Annotated in this window: 19 protein-coding genes; 8 read left to right on the top strand and 11 right to left on the bottom strand. The window is 71.7% G+C overall.

All coding sequences use genetic code 11. The annotated features are described in order from the left end of the window. On the bottom strand, positions 1–2,233 hold a 2,233-nt coding region (locus tag QH270_RS11520; protein ID WP_280340789.1), incomplete at its 3' end, for a helicase-associated domain-containing protein. Between the two features lie 39 nt (positions 2,234–2,272). Between QH270_RS11520 and QH270_RS11515 the strand changes: the two genes are divergently transcribed. Then, positions 2,273–2,464: a hypothetical protein gene (locus QH270_RS11515; RefSeq protein WP_110037333.1), complete on the top strand. Its 192-nt coding sequence runs from the start codon at positions 2,273–2,275 to the stop codon at positions 2,462–2,464. Between the two features lie 66 nt (positions 2,465–2,530). Here the strand turns inward: QH270_RS11515 and QH270_RS11510 are convergent, their stop codons facing one another. Both QH270_RS11510 and QH270_RS11505 read right to left on the bottom strand, forming a co-directional pair. After that, positions 2,531–3,142, bottom strand: a complete 612-nt coding sequence (locus QH270_RS11510) for a resuscitation-promoting factor Rpf1 domain-containing protein (protein WP_110037332.1) — start codon at positions 3,140–3,142, stop codon at positions 2,531–2,533. Between the two features lie 373 nt (positions 3,143–3,515). Beyond that, complete coding sequence (locus tag QH270_RS11505) at positions 3,516–3,743, bottom strand: hypothetical protein (protein WP_280340788.1); 228 nt, start codon at positions 3,741–3,743, stop codon at positions 3,516–3,518. A gap of 159 nt (positions 3,744–3,902) precedes the next feature. Between QH270_RS11505 and QH270_RS11500 the strand changes: the two genes are divergently transcribed. After that, positions 3,903–4,322, top strand: coding sequence for a cold-shock protein (locus QH270_RS11500; RefSeq protein WP_280340791.1), 420 nt, complete (start codon positions 3,903–3,905; stop codon positions 4,320–4,322). A gap of 205 nt (positions 4,323–4,527) precedes the next feature. Here QH270_RS11500 and QH270_RS11495 read toward each other — a convergent pair whose 3' ends face one another. The 3 genes from QH270_RS11495 to QH270_RS11485 form a co-directional block, all read right to left on the bottom strand. Next, entirely contained in the window at positions 4,528–5,046 is a 519-nt protein-coding gene (locus QH270_RS11495) for a DUF2771 family protein (RefSeq protein WP_280340787.1), read from the bottom strand. Then, on the bottom strand, positions 5,043–6,842 hold the full coding sequence (locus QH270_RS11490; RefSeq protein WP_280340786.1) for an MFS transporter: 1,800 nt from the start codon (positions 6,840–6,842) through the stop codon (positions 5,043–5,045). Before QH270_RS11490 ends, QH270_RS11495 begins: the two co-directional genes overlap by 4 nt. A gap of 68 nt (positions 6,843–6,910) precedes the next feature. Further along, on the bottom strand, positions 6,911–7,687 hold the full coding sequence (locus tag QH270_RS11485; RefSeq protein ID WP_280340784.1) for a glutaminyl-peptide cyclotransferase: 777 nt from the start codon (positions 7,685–7,687) through the stop codon (positions 6,911–6,913). Positions 7,688–7,704: 17 nt separating this feature from the next. Between QH270_RS11485 and QH270_RS34660 the strand changes: the two genes are divergently transcribed. Both QH270_RS34660 and QH270_RS11475 read left to right on the top strand, forming a co-directional pair. Continuing rightward, entirely contained in the window at positions 7,705–9,219 is a 1,515-nt protein-coding gene (locus QH270_RS34660) for a DUF3027 domain-containing protein (RefSeq protein WP_432420340.1), read from the top strand. Between the two features lie 44 nt (positions 9,220–9,263). Then, the gene (locus QH270_RS11475; protein ID WP_280340782.1) at positions 9,264–12,026 is read left to right on the top strand and encodes a sacsin N-terminal ATP-binding-like domain-containing protein; all 2,763 of its coding nucleotides are present in this window, start codon (positions 9,264–9,266) and stop codon (positions 12,024–12,026) included. Here QH270_RS11475 and QH270_RS11470 read toward each other — a convergent pair. Next, positions 12,023–12,649, bottom strand: a complete 627-nt coding sequence (locus tag QH270_RS11470) for a TetR/AcrR family transcriptional regulator (RefSeq protein ID WP_280340781.1) — start codon at positions 12,647–12,649, stop codon at positions 12,023–12,025. The genes QH270_RS11475 and QH270_RS11470 overlap by 4 nt on opposite strands. A gap of 118 nt (positions 12,650–12,767) precedes the next feature. Between QH270_RS11470 and QH270_RS11465 the strand changes: the two genes are divergently transcribed. Continuing rightward, positions 12,768–14,804, top strand: a complete 2,037-nt coding sequence (locus QH270_RS11465; RefSeq protein ID WP_280340779.1) for a neutral/alkaline non-lysosomal ceramidase N-terminal domain-containing protein — start codon at positions 12,768–12,770, stop codon at positions 14,802–14,804. On the opposite strand, the gene QH270_RS11460 is transcribed toward QH270_RS11465, so the two are convergent. After that, entirely contained in the window at positions 14,801–15,061 is a 261-nt protein-coding gene (locus QH270_RS11460) for a DUF2530 domain-containing protein (RefSeq protein ID WP_280340777.1), read from the bottom strand. The two genes, QH270_RS11465 and QH270_RS11460, sit on opposite strands and share 4 nt — an antisense overlap. A 62-nt stretch (positions 15,062–15,123) precedes the next feature. Here QH270_RS11460 and QH270_RS11455 point away from each other — a divergent pair, with 62 nt between their 5' ends. Further along, positions 15,124–15,561 carry a MarR family winged helix-turn-helix transcriptional regulator gene (locus QH270_RS11455; protein WP_110037321.1) on the top strand — a complete coding sequence of 146 codons (438 nt, stop codon included), beginning with the start codon at positions 15,124–15,126 and terminating at the stop codon, positions 15,559–15,561. On the opposite strand, the gene QH270_RS11450 is transcribed toward QH270_RS11455, so the two are convergent. Beyond that, on the bottom strand, positions 15,562–15,957 hold the full coding sequence (locus tag QH270_RS11450; RefSeq protein WP_280340775.1) for a YccF domain-containing protein: 396 nt from the start codon (positions 15,955–15,957) through the stop codon (positions 15,562–15,564). A 25-nt stretch (positions 15,958–15,982) separates the two neighbouring features. On the opposite strand from QH270_RS11450, the gene QH270_RS11445 reads away from it, so the two are divergent. After that, positions 15,983–16,786 carry a TrmH family RNA methyltransferase gene (locus QH270_RS11445; protein ID WP_280340773.1) on the top strand — a complete coding sequence of 268 codons (804 nt, stop codon included), beginning with the start codon at positions 15,983–15,985 and terminating at the stop codon, positions 16,784–16,786. Between the two features lie 67 nt (positions 16,787–16,853). Beyond that, complete coding sequence (locus QH270_RS11440; protein ID WP_280340771.1) at positions 16,854–17,156, top strand: DUF2537 domain-containing protein; 303 nt, start codon at positions 16,854–16,856, stop codon at positions 17,154–17,156. 1 nt (position 17,157) lies between these two features. Here the strand turns inward: QH270_RS11440 and QH270_RS11435 are convergent, their stop codons facing one another. Together QH270_RS11435 and sepH are read right to left on the bottom strand one after the other, a co-directional pair. Further along, positions 17,158–17,889, bottom strand: coding sequence for a DUF6928 family protein (locus tag QH270_RS11435; protein ID WP_348537653.1), 732 nt, complete (start codon positions 17,887–17,889; stop codon positions 17,158–17,160). A 92-nt stretch (positions 17,890–17,981) separates the two neighbouring features. Beyond that, on the bottom strand, positions 17,982–18,360 hold a 379-nt coding region (gene sepH, locus QH270_RS11430), incomplete at its 5' end, for a septation protein SepH (protein ID WP_280340769.1).

Raw genomic sequence — 18,360 nt, 5'->3', positions numbered from 1 at the left:
AGCGACCTGCGCCGACCTCGCCGCCACCAGCGCGCTCGCCCACCAGTGCACCTGGTCCAGCATCGCCCGCGCCGCCTCCCCCTTTGCCCCCGGGCCGCCCCCCCGGGGGGCCCCGCGGCCCCCGCCCCGGGGGGGCCGCGGTGCCGGTGCGGGTGCCGTCGGTGCGGACCTGCTGGCTGGAGCGGGCGCCCGCCGCGCGTTCCCCCGCGCGGAGCTCGGTGACCAGCAGCGCGAGCTGTTCGTCGCTCGGCGGGGTCGGGCGATAGGGCTTGCGCGCCAGCGGGCGGACCGCGATGCGGGCCCCGCGCGGGCGCAGGTCGACGATCGCACCCGCCGAATCCTCACCGGCCGGGGCGAACCCGGCCGCCCTGAGCTGGTCGAGCAGTTCGCTCAACGGTGCGAGCGCGATCGCGACGGTGGGCGCGATCGCGCGCAGGGCCAGGGTGTCGGCCACCGGCGCGGCCAGCACCTGCGCGAGCAGGGCCGGGTCGTCACTGCGCAGGAACGACTGCGCCATCCCGGCGCGCAGCTGCCCGTGGCGGCGGGCGACGTCGTCGATGAGATAGGTCAGCGACTGGGGGACCGGCGTGCGGGAATGATTGGTGAACAGGGCGTGCAGCTCGGACGCGGTGAGCCCGGCGTCCAGCGCGCGGCGCACCGACGCGTCGCTCACCCGGTAGACGGTGGCCGCGCCCGCCGACTCCACATCGGCGACGAGCGCGATCCGGCCACGCAATTCGGGGACCAGCGGGCCGGGCGCGATCACCGTCAGATCGGCCTGCACGAGCACGTGATCGACCGGCTCCGGGAGCGCGGCGGCCATCTCGGCCTCGGCGTCGGCCACGCTGGTCGCCGACCCGTGCAGCAGGGCCCGCGCGGCCGAGTCCAGCGCGCCGCGCCCGAGAAGTCCGAGGGTGGCCGCCTCGGCCAGCGTGGCGGTCACCGCGTCGAGGCGGAAGTGCCTGCGCCGCCGTGGCATCCGCCAGGCCAGCAGCTTGCCGATATCGGCGGCGGTGAGCGCGGTGCCGCTCGGGTATTCGGCGAGCAGCCCGAGAATCGCGTGCCGGTCGCGCACCGCGTGCGGAATGCGCAGCTCCGCCGACAGCGCCGCGATGGGCTTGTCGGCGGCGTCGCGCAGGCCGATCATCCACGGCATGCGGTCCAGCTCGAGCCAGGCCTGTGCGAGCAGCACCCAGCGGGTCGCCGGTGGCGCGTCGAGCCAGGCGTCGGCGGCCGGCGTCGGCGCCCAGAAATCGTCGGTGGAGTCGAGTTCCGGCGTCGGCTCCGGCAGGCCCTTCTCCACCAGCTTCGCGGCGGCGAGCAACTCCATGAGCAGTCCGGTGCGCTGCTCGTCGATCCCGGTCTGCTTGGCCAGCCTGCGCAATTCGCGCACGCCGAGCCCGCCCGCGCGCAGGGCGGGCGCGGGCAGGCGGCCAAGGGCGTCGAGCAGATCGGCGCAATCGCGCAGCAGCTCACCGACTTCGCCCGCGCCGACCGCGTTCACCTCGGCGGGGGCGTTCTTGGTCAGCGTCGGCTTGGGCGGGGCCAGGGCGTGCGGATCGGTCACCGGGTCGCCGCGCAGCACCTGGCCGACGGTCACCGGCAGTTCCACTGTCTCGTCGTCTATCCGGTGCAGCAGCCGGGCCGCCAGCAGGCGGGGCACCGGACGGTCGGCGGGGGTGCCCGGCGCGGCGTCCCTGGTGCGCCCGCGCGGGCCCGTGGTGGCCAGCTTGTCCAGCAGGGCACGTTCGGGCGGGCTCGCCTGCGCGAGTGCGGCGGTGACCTCCGGCTCGGTCAGCGCGTCGGGCAGCGCGGTGGTCGCGCCCAGCGGCCAGGGGAGGGCCTCGGCGGCGCTCGGGGTGAGGTGCAGGTCCTCGCCGAGCTGCCAGACCAGCGCGCGGTCGAGCAGGCGGGTCAGCGCGGCGGTGAACGCGGTCTTGGTGACCCGGTCCTTCAGCCGCGCGTGCAGCGTGGTGCGCGTCAGCGGGGTGTGCTCGGTGCCGATCGTGCGGGCGTCCTCGTTGGCCGTGAGCGCCTCGATGATCGCGAACTCCAGCGTGTCCAGATCGTCGGCGGCGCGCAGCACCGAGGCCCGCTGCTGGGCGCGCACCGCGAGCACCGACATCGACGCGGGCAGCGGCACCGCCAGATCGGGCCGCAACTGCAGCAGTTTCACCAGCTGGGCATCGGTGCGCGCACCGAGCCAATCGGCGAGGGAGTCGGTCGCGATCATCCGATCCAGCCTACTTCGTGGGTATGCCAGAATGAGCCGGTGGTGAACAAATCGAAGAAACCCTACGTCGACAACGGCTGGCCGCAGGTGGCCGACGGCGAGCACGCCGTGACCGAACTGTCGGCTACCCGCGCCGGTAACCTCTCGCCCTTCGGTGAGGAGACCGTGTTTCCCGTCCCGGCCACCGAGCTGCCGTACGTCCACCCGCAGACTGTCATCAACCGGGTGTAATACGGACGGGAAAGACGAGAGCCCGCATCCTCGAGGATGCGGGCTCTTGTTGTGTGCGTGGGGCGATCAGGAGGGCAGCAGGCCCTTGTTCGCCTCGAAGAAGTTGATGACGGCCGGGTCGAGCTGAGTGCCCTTGGCCGAGTTGAAGAAATCGAGCGCCTGCTGCGGCACGGCGACACCCTGCTGCTGCACGACGGCGAGGGCGCGGTCGACGGCCTGGAAGACTTCCTGGCTCGGATCGGCCTGCACCTGCGGGACGTTGACCTGCGGAACCCAGCTCGGCGAGGAGGGGACGGCGCGCTCGGTCGGACCGCTGCTCAGGCCCAGCTTGGCCGAGCACGAGGGCCATGCGCCCCAGCCCTGCGAGGCGAGCACCTTCTCGGCGACCGCGATCTGCTCCTCGCGGGTGGCCTGGTTTGCCGTGGCGGCGTACTCGCCACCACCGTGGGCGTTCCAGGTCGACGGCGAGAACTGCAGGCCGCCCTGGTAGCCGTTGCCGGTGTTGATGCCCCAGTTGCCGCCGGCTTCACACTGCGCGAGGCGATCCCAGTCGGAGTCGGGGGCCGCGCTGGCGTTTCCTGCGAAAGCTGCACTGGCGGTGCCGATGATGGCGCCGGTGACGGCGACCTTGGCGACAGTGCGGCCGGTGGAAGTCGGCTTGCGGTGGCGTCCACTCATATCGGGTTTCTTCCTCTCGTGCGCACCTGCATGTGGTCCGGACTGAGAGGTCTCCCGGTCCGCCCTCACCCCTGATTCCAATCGGGGTCCGGTACCCGCGGGGTGAGGTTCGGTGCGGCGGGCCGGTGGTTCCGGGGGTTGCCCCGGCTGAGAGAAACGGTACGACGGACAGCGGGGAAAGTCACTATTTGGTAACCGGCGTGTACAGGGTGGTCTCGGGGTGGTCTCGGGGTGATCCCCGAGGCGTCCGCGCAGGTAGCCGCCATGGTTTTTGTGCGCGACGGTTGCACACACACTTCGTGACCTCTTCGTTATGTGACGAGGATCACAGTCGAGTCTGGGTAACGACCGGGGCGGGTAATCGGTTGACGCGTCAACGCGCGCGACGGCCCGACCAGAGCGCGAAGATCAGCCCGAGCAGGAACCCCACCGGCGCCAACAGCGCGAGCAGGTACAGCACCAGCCCGGGCTTCGCGTCGGAGACGATCGGCGTCAGGAAGATCGCGACCACCGCCAGGATCCCGATCCCGAACAGCGCCACGGCTAGTCGCAGCAGCAGATCGCTCGGCCGCCGCGGGCCGTCAGGGGAAGAGTTCGTCACCGGTGCACCGTAAAACTGATGTGCTCGCGGTATGGCCACCGGGGTAGACTCTGAGCACATCGCGTCCTGCCTTGCTGTGGGGCGCGTTCTTTTCGCGACAACGCAGAACTAACCCGGACCACAAGGGTTCGGGTGTCGAATGATGAACGGGTGAGCGCAGTGCCGACCGGCCGGGTGAAGTGGTACGACGTCGAAAAGGGCTTCGGCTTCCTTTCCCAAGACGAGGGTGAGGACGTCTACGTCCGCTCCTCCGCGCTGCCCGAAGGCGTCGAAGGGCTCAAGCCCGGACAGCGCGTCGAGTTCGGCATGGCCGCCGGCCGTCGTGGCCCGCAGGCGCTGAGTCTCAAGCTGCTCGAGGCGCCCCCGACGGTGCGCGGCAACCAGGCCCAGCAGCCCGCCCGCAAGGACACGGGCCCGCGCAAGTCGCCCGACGAGCTGCACGGCCTCGTCGAGGACATGATCACGCTGCTCGAGACGAAGGTCCAGCCGGACCTGCGCCGCGGCAAGTACCCGGACCGCAAGCTGTCCCAGCGGATCTCCGAGGTCGTCCGCGCGGGGGCGCGCGAACTCGATCACTGAGTTTTTGGAGCGCTGGCGCGCTCGAGGTCGCGGCCCCTTGTGTCCCCGGGGGGCGGGGGGGGGGGGCGTGGGTGGGGGGCGGCCGGCGCCCCGGCCCCCGCCCGCCCCCCCCCCCCCCCCCCCCCCCCCCCCCCCCCCCCCCCCCCCCCCGCCGCTGACGCGGCGGACCCTCCTCGAGGTCGGGTCGTGCGGGGCGGGAACGCAGTCAGGGTGCGGGTGTGCCGATCGACCAGGCGCCGTGGACGCCGGTTTGTTCCTGGCCGGTGGCCGGGTCGGTGTAGATCATCGGTAGTTGCACCTCGAAACCGATGAGGCGCAGGTCCGGTGCGGGCTGGGTGTCGATGCTCAGGGCGCGGACGCCCTCGGGGAAGTCGAGCCAGCTCATGACGCGGTCTTCGCGCTCGCCGCTGGGGCGTTCGAAACGCTGGAGCACCACCCACGGGGCCTCCGCGATGCTCGATGGGAGGGAGACCTGGACCGGGTCGCCCGAGGGGACGAGCAGGTAGTAGGTGTGCTCGTAGTTCTCGCAGGCGCCGGTGGCCAGGTTGCAGTAGCCGAACGGCTCGGCCTCGACCGTCTTGCCGCCGCCGTACACGGTGACCACCGGGGCCGAATCGGGCGCCTTCGACACCGCGTAGGCGACGATGGCCGCCGTCACACCGACCACGACCGCCAGGCCGACCGCGACCAGCGCGGCCACCGTTCGTGCGTTGAGCTTGCTCACCAGCTGGGGTCTCCTGTCCCTCTCGGATATGTGGGCACTTCCTGCTCGGCGTGCTGGGGCCGGTTGCCGCCGAGCCCCGGCAGCAGCGAGTGCCCGGTGTAGCTGACGAAGGTCTGGATCAGTCCGGCCAGCAGGATCACGCTGATCACCGCGAAACCCTTCCAGAACTCGATCGGCAGCAGCACACCGGCCGCGCCGCCGACCACCCAGCTCAGCTGCAACACCGTCTCCGACCTGCCGAAACCGGACGCGATCGACTCCGGCGGCAGGTCGTCCTGGATCGCCGCGTCCAGCGAGACCTTCGCCAGCGCGCTCGCCGCCGAGGCGACCAGGGTCGCGAACGCGGCGCCGAACAGATTGCCGGTGAACATCGCGAACACCGCAACGCCCGCGCAGGCGGCCGTGCAGCCGAGCACCACCAGCGACGGCCTGCCCAGCTGCAGCCTGGCCCCGGTCGCGTTGCCGCCGAAATTGCCGAGACCGGCCGCCGCGCCGACGACGCCGAGCATGGCGGCCTGTTCGGTCGGGCTGCCCCCGGAGCCCTTCGCGACGAAGGCGATATAGAAGGTGAGGAAGCCGGTGAGCACGCGGATGGCGCTGTTGCCCCACAGGCCGGTCACCACCGCCCGGCCCAGCGGTTGACGCCGCTTCTTGGCGGGCACCGAGGACTCCTGCCCGGGCACGAGCACCTCGGTGTGCGCGTCGGGGCCGTGGTAGGTGAGGGTGGCGGGCACCTCGCCCTCGGTCACCTCCACCCACGACGGGATGCGCAGGCTCAGATACGCGCCCGCCACCGCGAGGCCGGTGGCGAAGACGAGCGCGCCGGTGGAACCGGCGATCAGCGCGGCGAGCGCGGCCAGCGCACCCGCGCCGATGGTGCCGCCGACCAGGCCGAACACGGTCAACCGGGAGTTGGTGCGGACGAGATCGATGTCGGGCGGGAGCACGCGTGGCGTCACCGCGCTCTTGAGTACCGCGAACGATTTCGAGCCGACCATCATGCACAGGGCCAGCGGATACAGACCCCAGGTGTCGATGTTGAAGATCAACAGCACCGCGAAGACCGCGCGCAGGGCGAAGGTGGTGGCCAGCGCCATCCGGCGGCCGCGCTGCAAACGGTCGAGCATCGGGCCGATCAGCGGCGCGATCACCGCGAACGGGGCGATCGTGATCAGCAGGTACAGCGCCACCTTGGTCTTGGACTCGGCGGTGGCGCTGGCGAAGAACAGGGTGTTGGCCAGCGAGACGGCGATCGCGGCGTCGAGCGCGAAGTTGGCCATCGTGGCGTAGGTGAGCGCGGTCAGGCCGGACTGGTCGGCGCCGTCGGCCTTGGCGGCGCGCTGGAAGGTCGCGAAGCCGCGCTCGGTGAGTTCCCTGCTGCGCATGGCGGCGACCCGGGTGACCGTGAGCTTGCGCGGAATCCGCTGCTTGACCTGGTCGGGTTCGTCCTCGCCACGGGGCAGCGGGCGGGTGCCCGCCGGCCCGTTCGCGGGCTGGTCCGGATAGGGGTCCTGGCCGCGCGGCGGGACGGTACCCGGTGGCGGGCCGGCCGGTGTACGCGGCGGAACCGGGGTGGTCGGCGGTTCGTCCGTGCGGCCGCGACGGAACACCCGCGACCGGACCGTCGGCTGTTCCGGCACATCTGGGCGAGGGAAGACCTTGCGCGGTCGCGGCGGTTCGTGACTCGACCGCGGCGGGTACTGCCCGAAGCCCGGATGACGGTCGGGCGGCGTGCCCGCGGGATGACCGCCCCGGCGACCACGGTCGGGACCGGAGGGATCGCGGGGCGTAGTCACAAGTCCAATTCTGTCGTACGCGCCGTCGCGGCGTTCACTCGCGGCGTCGCCGTGTTCGCCACATCGGCCTATTTCGGCACGAATCGCACCTCGAACAGGCGCGGCCAGTACTTGCCGGTGATCAGGAATCGATCGGTCCCCGGCAGGTGCGCGATGCCGTTGAGGACATCGGTTCCGGCCCGCTCGGTCGGCGAGAGCAGCCCGCCCGCCTCGATCACCGCGAGCACCCGGCCGGTCGTGGGATCGAGCCGCAGGATCTCGTCGGTGGGGTAGTTGTTGGCGTACACCGTGCCGTCGGGGGCGCAGTCCAGCTCGTTGGGCTTCGGCGAGTCGTAGCCGGACAGGGTCACCGAACCGGTTTCGGCGAAGGTCACCGGATCGCGGAAGGTGAGCGTGGGGGTGCCGTCGCTCATGATCAGCCGGTCCGCCTGCGCGCACACACCCCAGCCCTCGCCCTCGTACTGCGCGCGACGGGTCTCGGCGAGGGTGACCGGGTCGCGCGCGATGGCGACGCCGTCCTTCCAGGTGATCTGCCAGACGATGTCGCCCGCCCTGGTCATGCCCTCGCCGAACATCTCCCTCGGCAGCTCGACGCGCGCGGTCTCGGCGCCGGTGGCCTGGTCGGCGGTCCGGGCCGTCGACACGCCCCACATGCCGGTGCTCTCGTAGCGGACGCCGTCGACCACCTCGAGCCCCTGCGTGAACGCCCGCGGATCGTGCGGTGACGAGCCGATCACCTCGACGCGCAGGCGCGGCGGTCCACCCTCCGCCGGACCCCCGCAGGCGCCCACGCCGAGCAGGCTGACCAGCACTCCGACAGCCAACGAACTCCGATCGCACTTCATACGGCAAAATGTATGCCGTGAGCGCAGTATCTGTTTCGGAGTCCGGCGTGCGTCCTGTTCTGGCCGATGCGGCCGAAGTCGCACGTCGTGCGCTCGTCGAGTTGGAACCCGACGGGGTAGGAGTCCATCTGGGGGTGACCGCCGAGGACGAGACCGCGGCCACCCACCGGTTCGAGGCGACCCTGGCCGGCTACCGCGGCTGGCAGTGGGCCGTCGTGGTCGCGGCGCCGCCGGAAGCCACATATGCCACGGTCAGCGAGTCGGCGCTGCTGCCGGGGCCCGATGCCCTGATCGCCCCCGACTTCGTGCCGTGGGAGCAGCGGGTGCGCCCAGGCGACCTCGGTCCCGGCGATCTGCTCGCCCCGCCCGCCGACGATCCGCGCCTGGTCCCCGGCTATGTCGCCACCGGCGATCCGGTGATCGACGAGGTCGCCCGCGAGGTCGGCCTCGGCCGCACCCAGGTGCTGAGCCTCGAAGGTCGCCTCGAGGCCGCCGAGCGTTGGTATGCCGAATTCGGTCCGGACACGGAGATGGCGAAGGCCGCACCCTCCACCTGCGGCCTGTGTGGCTTCTACCTCCCGCTGGCCGGCGCCCTGCGCGAATCCTTCGGTGTCTGCGGCAATGCCATGGGCGCCGACGGGCACGTCGTCCACATCGAATACGGCTGCGGCGCGCATTCCGACGTGGTCGCCCCCAGCGGCAACGGCTCGCCCCGCTACGAGGCCTTCGACGACCACGCCGTGGACTACGTCGAGGTCACCCGCACCGAACCGGCCGCCACGGTCGAGGTCAACGGCTCGGCCGAGGGCGGTGCCGCCGGTGACGCCTCGGCCGAGACCGCCACTGAGTCCGGGAGTGCCGCCACGCAGGAAACCGCTGAGGCCGCCGCGAAGCCGGAAAGGGCCGCGGCCGCTGGCGCGCAGGAAACCGCTGAGGCCGCCGCGACGCCGGATACCGCCGAGGTCGCTGCCGCGCAGGAAACGGCCGAGGCCGAAGCCGTCGAGGCGGCCGCTGCCGACCGCGCCGCCCTCGCCGAAGGTGCGCAGCCGGAGCCCGCCGCAGAGGTCATCGCCGCGGAATCGACAGCGACCGAAGCCGGTACATCCGCTACCGAGGCAGGCTCGGCGATCGACGTCCCGCAGCCCGCCGCCGAAACCTCGGCGACTCCGGCCGTGGACACCACCGAATCCGCTCCGTCCGCATCGAACGGCACGCAGGCGGCGGATGCCCCGGCCACGCCGGCAACCCCGGCTGTGGCTGATGGCACGGCCCCGGCCGAGACTGCCGATGTCGCCTCGTCAGATGCCGAATCCGCTGCGCGCACAACAGCTGCCGAAGTGGCTTCCTCCAACGTGGTCGCCCCCGAGACGGCCGAAGCCGCGCCCGCCCCCGGCGCAGTCGACACGCACAGTGCCGCCGAGGTGCGGGGATCGTCGTCTGGGCTCGATGACGCGGTGAACGGCGCCGATGCCGTCGCACGCGACGATGACGGTGAGTCCGTGGACGAGCGCGGATCGTCGGTGGCGCGCTGAACGGTTCGGCGGATCCCTTCGGCACGGCGGAGCTGCGGGCCGGAGTGCTCGCCGCCTGGCGGGATTCGCCTACCCGGCTGCGCGAGGACAGTGCGACTGAGGCGGACCTGGTCGCCGCGGGCTATCGGGATCGCGTGCTCACCGAGCTCGCGCAGAACGCCGCCGATGCCGCCGCGAAGGCCGGGATCGCGGGTGAGCTGAGTGTGCGGCTGCTCGACGGGCGCCTGCATGTCGCGAATACCGGTGTGCCGCTGAGTGTTTCGGGAGTGCACGCGCTCACCGCGCTGCGCGCCTCCGGTAAGTCCGACACGGAGCTGGTCGGGCGCTTCGGCGTCGGGTTCACGGCGGTGCGCTCGGTGGGCGAGGAGATCGAGGTCCGGTCGACGACCGGGTCCATCCGTTTCTCCCGCGTCGCCACACTGAACGCGCTGCACGACACCGGGATCCAGATCCCCGACGACCTGGCGACGATCGCGCCGCCGGTGCTGCGCCTGGCCTGGCCGGTGCCGACCACCCCGGTCGCCGGCGCCGACACCGAGATCGTCGTGCACCTGCGTCCGGACATCGACGCCGACGCCCTGCTGGCCGCGATGCGCGCCGAGGCGCCGGACCTGCTGCTGGAACTACCCGCCCTGCACCGCATCCGCGTCGGCGCCGACGAATTCACCAGCACGGTCACCGAGCTGAAGCAGGACGGCCTCACCGAGCTCACCGTCACCCTGCCCACCGGCGAGCAGCGGCGCTGGTGGCAGTACCGCACCGCCCGCGCCCGCTGGCTGCTCCCCGTGCGCGACGGCCGCCCCGTCGCCACCGCACCCGATGTCCTGCGCGCCCCCACCCGCTCCGACGAGGAACTCTCGCTCCCCGCGATCCTGGTGGCCGACATCCCCATGCAGCCCGATCGCCGCCGCCTGCTCCCCGGCGCCCGCCTCACCGAGATCGCCACGGGCTACGCCGATTTCGCTCGCGCGCTCCCGCCCCGCGACCGCCTCGTCCTCGTCCCCACCCCGGGTTTCGCCCGCAGCGAAGCCGACGCCTCGCTCCGCGAAGCGGTCACCACCGAACTCCGCGTGCACCCCTGGCTCCCCACCTGCCCCGTCACACCTGTGGACAACTCCGCGGTGTGGCCCGGCGACGACTTCCCGGCGCCGGTGCCCGCGCCGGACAGCATCCCCACCCGCGCGAGCGTCTTCCCCGACCTCACCCCGGACCTGGCGGCCATCCTGGTGGAATTCACCGGCCCCCTGGTGATCCCCGAACTCTCCGACCGCGCCGCGCAGGAGAAGCTCTCGGTCCTCGACGTGCATCGCCTCGGCCCCGCCGCGCTGGCCGACCTGTCGAGCGGCCTGGAGCGCGAACCGACCTGGTGGCGGCGGTTCTACGCGGCGGTGGAGCCGTTCGTCGTCGATACCAGGACCGCCGAGGAGTTCGGCGCGCTGGCGGTACCGCTGGCCGACGGCAGGCTCGTCACCGGGCCGCGCACCGTCGTCCTGGACGACCAGCTCACCGTCGCGGTGCCGGTGCACTGGGCCCGCCTGGTCCATCCCGACGCCACGCACGCGCTGCTGTCGCGGCTGGGCGCCCGCAGCGCCACCGCCGAGGATCTGCTCACCGATCCCGGCCTGCGCGACCTGCTCGAGCACGACCCGGCCGACCCGGACACCGTCGACGCCGTCCTGCGCCTCGCCCCGTTCGCCCCCGCCGAGGTGCTTCCCACTTGGCTCGGCCTGCTCGAGCTGCCCGACGACACCGGCGAATTGCGCCCCGCCGACGAGCTGCTGCTCCCCGGCGCGCCGCTGGGGGAGGTGCTCGAGCCGGATTCGCCGTTCGGCACCGTCGCCGACTCGGTGGTCGACGAGTACGGCGCCGAGGCCCTGCGCGCGATCGGCGTCGGCTGGGATTTCGGCGTCGTCACCGATCAGGACCCCGTCGGCCCGGACCACGACCTCGACGACGAACCCGCCTGGTGGGAAAGCCTCTCCGAGGATCCGCGCGAGCTCTCCGCCGTGCGCGACCTCGACCTGGTCGACGAGAACCGCTGGCCCACAGCGCTACGCCACCTGCTCGCGGTCCCGCGTACCCGCGCCCTGCTCGCCGACGGCGACGGCTACACCGCCTGGTGGCTGCACCGGCACGCGCACCTCGACGGCGTCGCTCTCGGCCGCCTCCGGCATCCGGACGACGACGAATTCGCCGGACTGCTCCCGGCGATCACCGGTTTCGACCCCCGCGACCTCGACGTCCTGCGCCCGCTCCTCGTCCGCCCCGACATCATGTCGGCCGAGCTGGCCGAGGAACTGCTCGACGCGCTGGCCGACCCCGCGAAAACGCCCGCGCCCGAAGTCATCGCGCGCACCCATGCCCGGCTGGCGGCCGCGGTCGCCTCGGGCGCGCTCGATCCGCGCGAGCTGGACCTGCCCGAGCAGGTCAGGGCACTCGACGGCGCGGTCGTCGACGCGGGCACCGCGATGGTGCTCGACCAGCCGTGTTTCGGCCTGGTGGTCGCACCGGATCGCCTCGTGGTCGGCGACACCACCCACGCGGAGTCGCTGGCGACGCTGCTGGACCTGCCGCTGGTGTCGGAGGAGGTCACCGCCGAGGTCCTCGGGACGGGCACCCGAACCACCTGGGCCGCCAGCCCGTTGGGTGTGGTGCTGCGGCAGCTGTGGTCACCGGCCGACACCTCCGGCGCGCTGGTCCTGCACGACACGCTGGAAATCCACCTGCGTGGCGCCGTGACGGGTACTGTCACCGTCCCGTGGTGGCACACCGACGACGCGGTGCACGTGCAGGTGCCGCGCGCCTAATCGGCGTGCGCGACGACCATCTCGGCCAGCAGGTCGAGCTGCTTCTGCACCGACTCGCTGTCGTCGTCGACCAGCCAGCGCAGCACGATCCCGTCGATGACGCTGAGGATGAACCGGCTCAGCTCCGAGACCGGCGTGTTCCACCGCGTCCCCGTCGCCTCCCGGCAGTGGTCGATGACATCGGCGACGGTGCTGTCGTTGAACGTGTACTGCTCGCGCGCGATGGCGATCTTGGCGGGCGTCGACTCGCCCTCACGCAGCGCGTAGGTGGTGGTCTCGTAGGTGAGCAGCTGGCGTTCCGGTGTGGCTTCGATGTTGCGCCACATCAGTTCGAGTCCGCCGCGCACCAATTTGTGAAGTGCTTCTTTTCCGGTTCCGGCGTCGGCCCAGATCGAATCGTCGGCGTCGACGGAATCCCGCAATTCCATGGACAACGCTTTGACCAGCTCGGTCATCAGCGCGTCCTTGTTTTCGAAACAGTAATGCACCACACCGAGCGAGACACCGGCCGCTTGCGCGACATCGCGTGTGGTCACGCCCGCCACGCCCTTTTTCTCGGCGAGACCGATCGCTGCCTCGATCAGGTGGGCTCGTCGTTCTTCGACGCTCAATCGGGAGGACACGTGTGCGAGTTAAGCGCTCGCATGGCAAACAGTCAATTCGCCGATCCGCCAGAAATGCTGGACATGTGACCAGTTGATGTGGTTGTCTCCGAACCGGAAGTCACGAAGGAGTCGTCTGATGTCCGTGTCCCGCCGTACCGTCCTGGCCGCCTCGGCGCTGGGTATGGCCGCTGTGCCCGTCGTCGCCACCCTGCCCGGCGGCGGCCCGGCCGCCCACGCGAATCCGGGCGGGTTCGAATTCGGCCTCGGCATCGCCGATCTCACCGGGCCCGCCGCGGAATGCGGCATGATGGGCTACTCACAACTCGATCAGGCCACCGCGGGAATTCATCTGCGACCGCGAGCGCGCGCCTTCGTGATCGGGTCGGGGGGAAATCGGATCGCGTATGTGGCGGTGGAGAACGGCGCCGTGTTCGGCTCCGTGCATCACGGCGTGCTCGGCGCACTCGCGCGGCGATTCGGGGACCGCTATACCGAGCGAAATGTCGTCCTCACCTCCACGCATACCCATGCCAGTTGTGGCGGTTCCGCGCACGATTACGCCTATACCCTGGCAACCCTGGGATTTCAGCAGCAGGTCTACGACGCGGAGGTGAACGGCATCGTCGAGGCGATCGCCGCGGCCGACGCCGACTTCGCGCCGGGCACCATCGCGCTCGGACGATCGACCCTGCGCGACGCCAGCGTGAACCGCTCCCGCGTGGCCTTCGACCGCAATCCGGAGGCCGAGCGAGCCCTGTTCCCCGACGCGATCGACCCGGCCGTGACGACCCTGGTGTTCGCCAGGGCGGGCCGTGAGGTGGGCGCGCTCACCTGGTTCGCCACGCACAACACCTCGATGACGAACGCCAACAGCCTGATCAGCTCGGACAACAAGGGCTACGCCAGCTACGCGGCCGAGCAGCTCGAACACGGCGTGCGGCACCTGGACGGGAAGCCGTCCTACATCGCCGCGTTCGCGCAGACCAACGCGGGCGACATGTCGCCCAATCTCAACCTCGCGCCCGGCGACGGCCCGACCACCGACGAGTTCGAGAACACCAGGATCATCGGCGAACGCCAGTACGCGGCCTCGAAAGCGGCCGCCGCGGAAGCGGTATCGATGCCGGGCGCGGTCGACTCGCTGCTGTGCTACATCGACCTCGCCGATCTCACTGTCGACGGCCGCTTCACCCCCGACGGCGCGCCACGGCGCACCGCCCCCGCCGCGGCGGGCGTGTCACTGGCTGCGGGCAGCGTGGAGGACGGCCCCGGCCTGCCCGGCGGCCCCATTCCCGAGGGTGTGCGCAACCCGTTCGTCGAGTTCCTCGGCGGCATCGACCATCCGCACCCCGCCTGGCTGGCCGACGCGCAGGCGCCCAAGGCGGTCGCGGTGCCGCTCGGGCTGCTGCCGCCGGTGCCGTGGGTGCCGAATGTGGTGCCGATCCAGCTGGTCCGGATCGGCGAGCTGTATCTGGCCGCCGCCGGTGCGGAGTTCACGATCGTGGCGGGCCTGCGGGTGCGCCGCGCGGTGGCGGAGGTGCTCGGCGTCGACCAGGAACAGGTGCTGCTGCAGGGGTACGCGAACGCCTACCACGAGTACGTCACCACGCCGGAGGAGTACGACGCCCAGCAGTACGAGGGCGCCTCGACCCTGTTCGGTCGTTACACGCTCGGCGCGTACCAGCAGGAATTCAGCAGGCTGGCCGCGGCATTCGTGGCGGGCGGCGCGATCGGCCGCGGTCCGGCGCCGCGCGATGTCTCCGCGCTGCAACCGAACCTCGCCACCACGCCTGGGCCGGACGCGGCACCGCGCGGGCGCACCTTCGGCGACGTGCTGGTGCAGCCGCCCGCCAGCTGTGGCGCCGGTACGCGGGTGGCGGTCGAGTTCGTCTCCGCGCATCCGAAACACAATCCGCGGCGCGGCGACACCTTCCTCGAGGTGCAGCGCCGCAGCGGCGCCGACTGGGTGCGGGTGGCCAACGAGGGGGAGTGGGACGTGCGGTTCCACTGGCGCAAGGAGGGCGACGCAGTCTCGATCGCGCGCTTCACCTGGGACATTCCGGCGCGAGCCAGGGGGACGCACCGCTTCGTGCACTACGTGGACGTCCTCGGCGCCGACGGCACGCTGCGTCCGGTCAGTGGGACCAGCGCCGAGTTCGAGGTGACCGGCTAGTCGGCGGACAGACCCACCTGGGCGCCCTTGTCGCCGCGCCGGGCCGAGCGCCGCTGCGCGAGCCAGATCGACACGCCGAGCACGCCGACCACCAACCCCATGGCGCACACTGGTCTAGCCTCTGACCAGGCCGGATTCACCCACACCAGTACCGCGGCGACGAGCCACGCGACGAAACCGGCCACCACCACCGGGCGCGGATCCACCAGCCCGCGAGGCAGCTCAGGGATCGAAGTTCCGACGCGGCCGATATCCATACCCAAACAGTACCGACCTGAAACCCGTCAGGGGGCGCGGACGTACCGTAGAGTTCTGCACTGTGACAACGCCATCCGACGTCCGTGCCCTGGCCGGTGACCTCTCACTGGCCGTCGTACGGCTCACGCGACACCTGCGCGGCCGCCGTGCCGATGCGCAGATCTCGCTGACCCAGCTGTCGGCACTCGCGACGCTGGCGCGCGATGGCGCGATGACCCCCGGGGTGCTCGCGGGCAAGGAACGGGTGCAGCCACCGTCGATGACCCGCGTCATCGCCTCGCTGTCCGACCTGGACCTGGTGCAGCGGCGCCCGCATCCGACCGACGGCAGGCAGATCATCGTCTCCCTCTCACCCGCCGGTCGCGCGCTGATCGCCGACGAGACGCACGCGCGCGAGGCGTGGATGACCGAGCGGCTGGCCAGCCTGACCCCGGAGCAGATCGAGATCCTCGATCAGGCGGTCGCGATCATGAACCAGATCGTCGCCGAATCGGAATGATCAACTGGTCAGCGCGTCCTTCTCGACCACCTCGTGGCCGAGCGGGAACAGCGACAGCGGCACCAGCTTGAGGTTCGCCCACGCGAACGGCAGGCCGATGATCGTCACCGCCAGCGCGAGACTTGTGGCGATATGGCCGATGGCGAGCCACCAACCCGCGAAGATGAACCAGATGATGTTCCCGATCAGCGATCCCGCGCCGGCGCTCGGCTTGTCGACCACCGTGCGGCCGAACGGCCACAGCACGTATCCGGCGAGCCGCAACGAGGCGATGCCGAACGGGATGGTGACGATCAGGATGAAGCAGATCAGGGCGGCGAGCAGGTAGCCGAGTGCCATCCAGAAACCGCACAGCACCACCCACAGGATGTTCAAGATCAACTGTACGAGCTTCATGCATCCATCATGCCAGGATTGTCCGGTGGCCGAAGTGATCGACATCGACGACCCCGCCGACCCCCGCGTCGACGACTTCCGTGACCTGTCCGCCGCCGACCGCAGACCGGACCTGCCCGGCCGCAAGGGCCTGGTCATCGCCGAGGGCGTGGTGGTCGTGCAGCGGATGCTGGATTCGCGGTTCACCCCGAGCGCGCTGCTCGGCGTCGGCAAGCGCTACGCGGCGCTCGCCGACGATCTCGCGGGCCGCGACATCCCGTACTACCGGGCGAGCGCCGAGGTGATGGCGGAGGTGGTGGGCTTCCATCTCAATCGCGGCGTGCTCGCGGTCGCGCCGCGGCCGGCCGTGCTGTCGGTCGAGGAGGCCCTCGCCGGGGCCCGCACGGTCGCGGTGCTCGAGGGCGTCAACGATCACGAGAATCTCGGCTCGATGTTCCGCAACGCCGCTGGCCTCGGCGCCGACGCCGTGCTGTTCGGCGACCGGTGCGCCGACCCGCTCTACCGGCGCGCCGTGCGGGTCTCGATGGGACACGTCCTGCGGGTCCCGTTCGCGCAGCTGCCCGAATGGCCGGGCGGACTGGAGCTGTTGCGCGATCGCGGGTTCCAGATCATCGCGCTGACCCCGAATCCGGCCGCGGTCAACCTGGCCACCGCGATGACGGGCGACCGTGTCGCGCTGCTGCTCGGCGCGGAGGGGCCGGGCCTGACCGAGGAGGCCATGCGCGCCACCGATGTGCGGGCACGGATTCCGATGTCACCGGGCACCGACTCGCTCAATGTCGCGACCGCGGCGGCCATGGCGTTCTACGAACGGGTGCGATCGTCGTGAGTGAGCCCGGCGAGCGGCGAGTGGACACCGCCGAGCACCCGGTACCGAGCGTCGGCGAGGTGGTGCTGTGAACGACGACGAGGCCGACGGCCCCTATCGCGCGCAACCGGATTCGGAGCCGTGGGCGGCGGGGCTCACGGTCGTCGTGCTGGTGGCCGCGCTCGGCGGTGTCGCGGTGTACGCCTTCGGCGCCGCGCTGGCCGCGGTGCATCCGCTGGTAGCGGTGGCGGTGAACGTCGTCGCGGCGGTCGGGGTGGCGCCGACGGCGTGGCGCTGGCGATTCACGCCGGTGGTGCGGTGGGTGCTGGCCGGTGCGGCGCTCGGGGTCGTGTCCGGCTGGCTGGCGGTGCTGTTCGACCAGCTCGGCTGAGTCACAGCACCCGGTCGGAGCCGCGTAGCCAGCCGAGCAGGCCACGTCGACGCCGGGTGGCCGCGCCCGGACTGGCCGTCTGCGCGGTGCGTGGCCGCGGCGCCTTGCCCTTCGGATACAGGGTGAAGCCGCACACCGCGAGGTCGCCGGGGCCGGGGTGCCGGGGTTCGGCGGCGCGGTAGCCGAAGCCGAGCCAGGCGTTGTTGGCGGCGTCGGCGAACGCGGGCGGATCGAACGGCAAGGTCTGCGGTCCCGGCGCGCCGTCCTGCCAGGGCACCGGATGCTCGCCTGCCCAGAACGGCCGCTCCCAGACCATCGGCAGGCCCTCGTTCTCCAGGATGTCGACGCGCGTGGAACTGAACGAGCGCCGGAATTCCCCGCGCTCCCAGTGCGCGAACGCGCCCCAGTGGATGCGCGAGTCGAACGAGACCAGGTACGTGTGCTCGGACGCCAGCGGCCGCACCAGCAGATCCGGTAGCCGCGTCGGCCGCACCAGCGCGGCCTCGGCCGTGCACACGACCGTCAGCCCCGGATAACAGCCGATGTACACCTCGTCGCGATCCGGCGCCGCGCACCCGTTCAGTGTCCCGATCATGATCGGCAACAGATCGTGGTCGGCGTACAACTGCCCGGCCAGCGCCGCCGCCGCGTCGGGATCGGGCTCCGGCCGGCTACGCAGGACCGCCACGGGATCATCGGTATCGCAATACCAGAGCGTGGAAGCCGCGAACACGATTCACCTCCCACGAATCACCAGCTCCAGCAAGAACTCGGGTAACTCACCGGGCACGCGTCAGCCGTCGACCCGGCAGGGAAGCCCGGCCCTCAGTGTCCGGAGCTGCGGACGCCCAGGAGGACGTCTTCCCAGGACGGCATCGGCGCCTTGCCCCGCTTGGCCCGGGTCTGCTTGGGTGCGGGCTTCTCCGGTGCGGCTTCCTTCGCCTCCGGCTCCTTGTCCTGCTCGGCAGCGGGCTGACTCGGCGCCGCGGGCACGGCCGGAACCGGCGCCGCGGGCGCGGGCGCGGCCGGGATCGCGGCCGCACCGCCACCGGCCGCGACGGCACGCTGCTCGTAGTACTCGTCCAGGGTCGGCTGCGCGGGCCGGGCCGTCGGACGCGCGGTCGGCGCGGGCGGCGCACCCGGCCCGGGGGGCCCCCGGGGGGGGGGGGGCGCCCCCCGCGCGGGCGGGGGGGCCCGGGGGGGG

Origin of the sequence: Nocardia neocaledoniensis, from assembly GCF_029868625.1 — a bacterium.
Lineage (GTDB): Bacteria > Actinomycetota > Actinomycetes > Mycobacteriales > Mycobacteriaceae > Nocardia > Nocardia neocaledoniensis_A.
The sequence above is the reverse complement of the archived record's forward strand: the minus strand, read 5'-3'. Positions and strand labels throughout refer to the sequence as shown.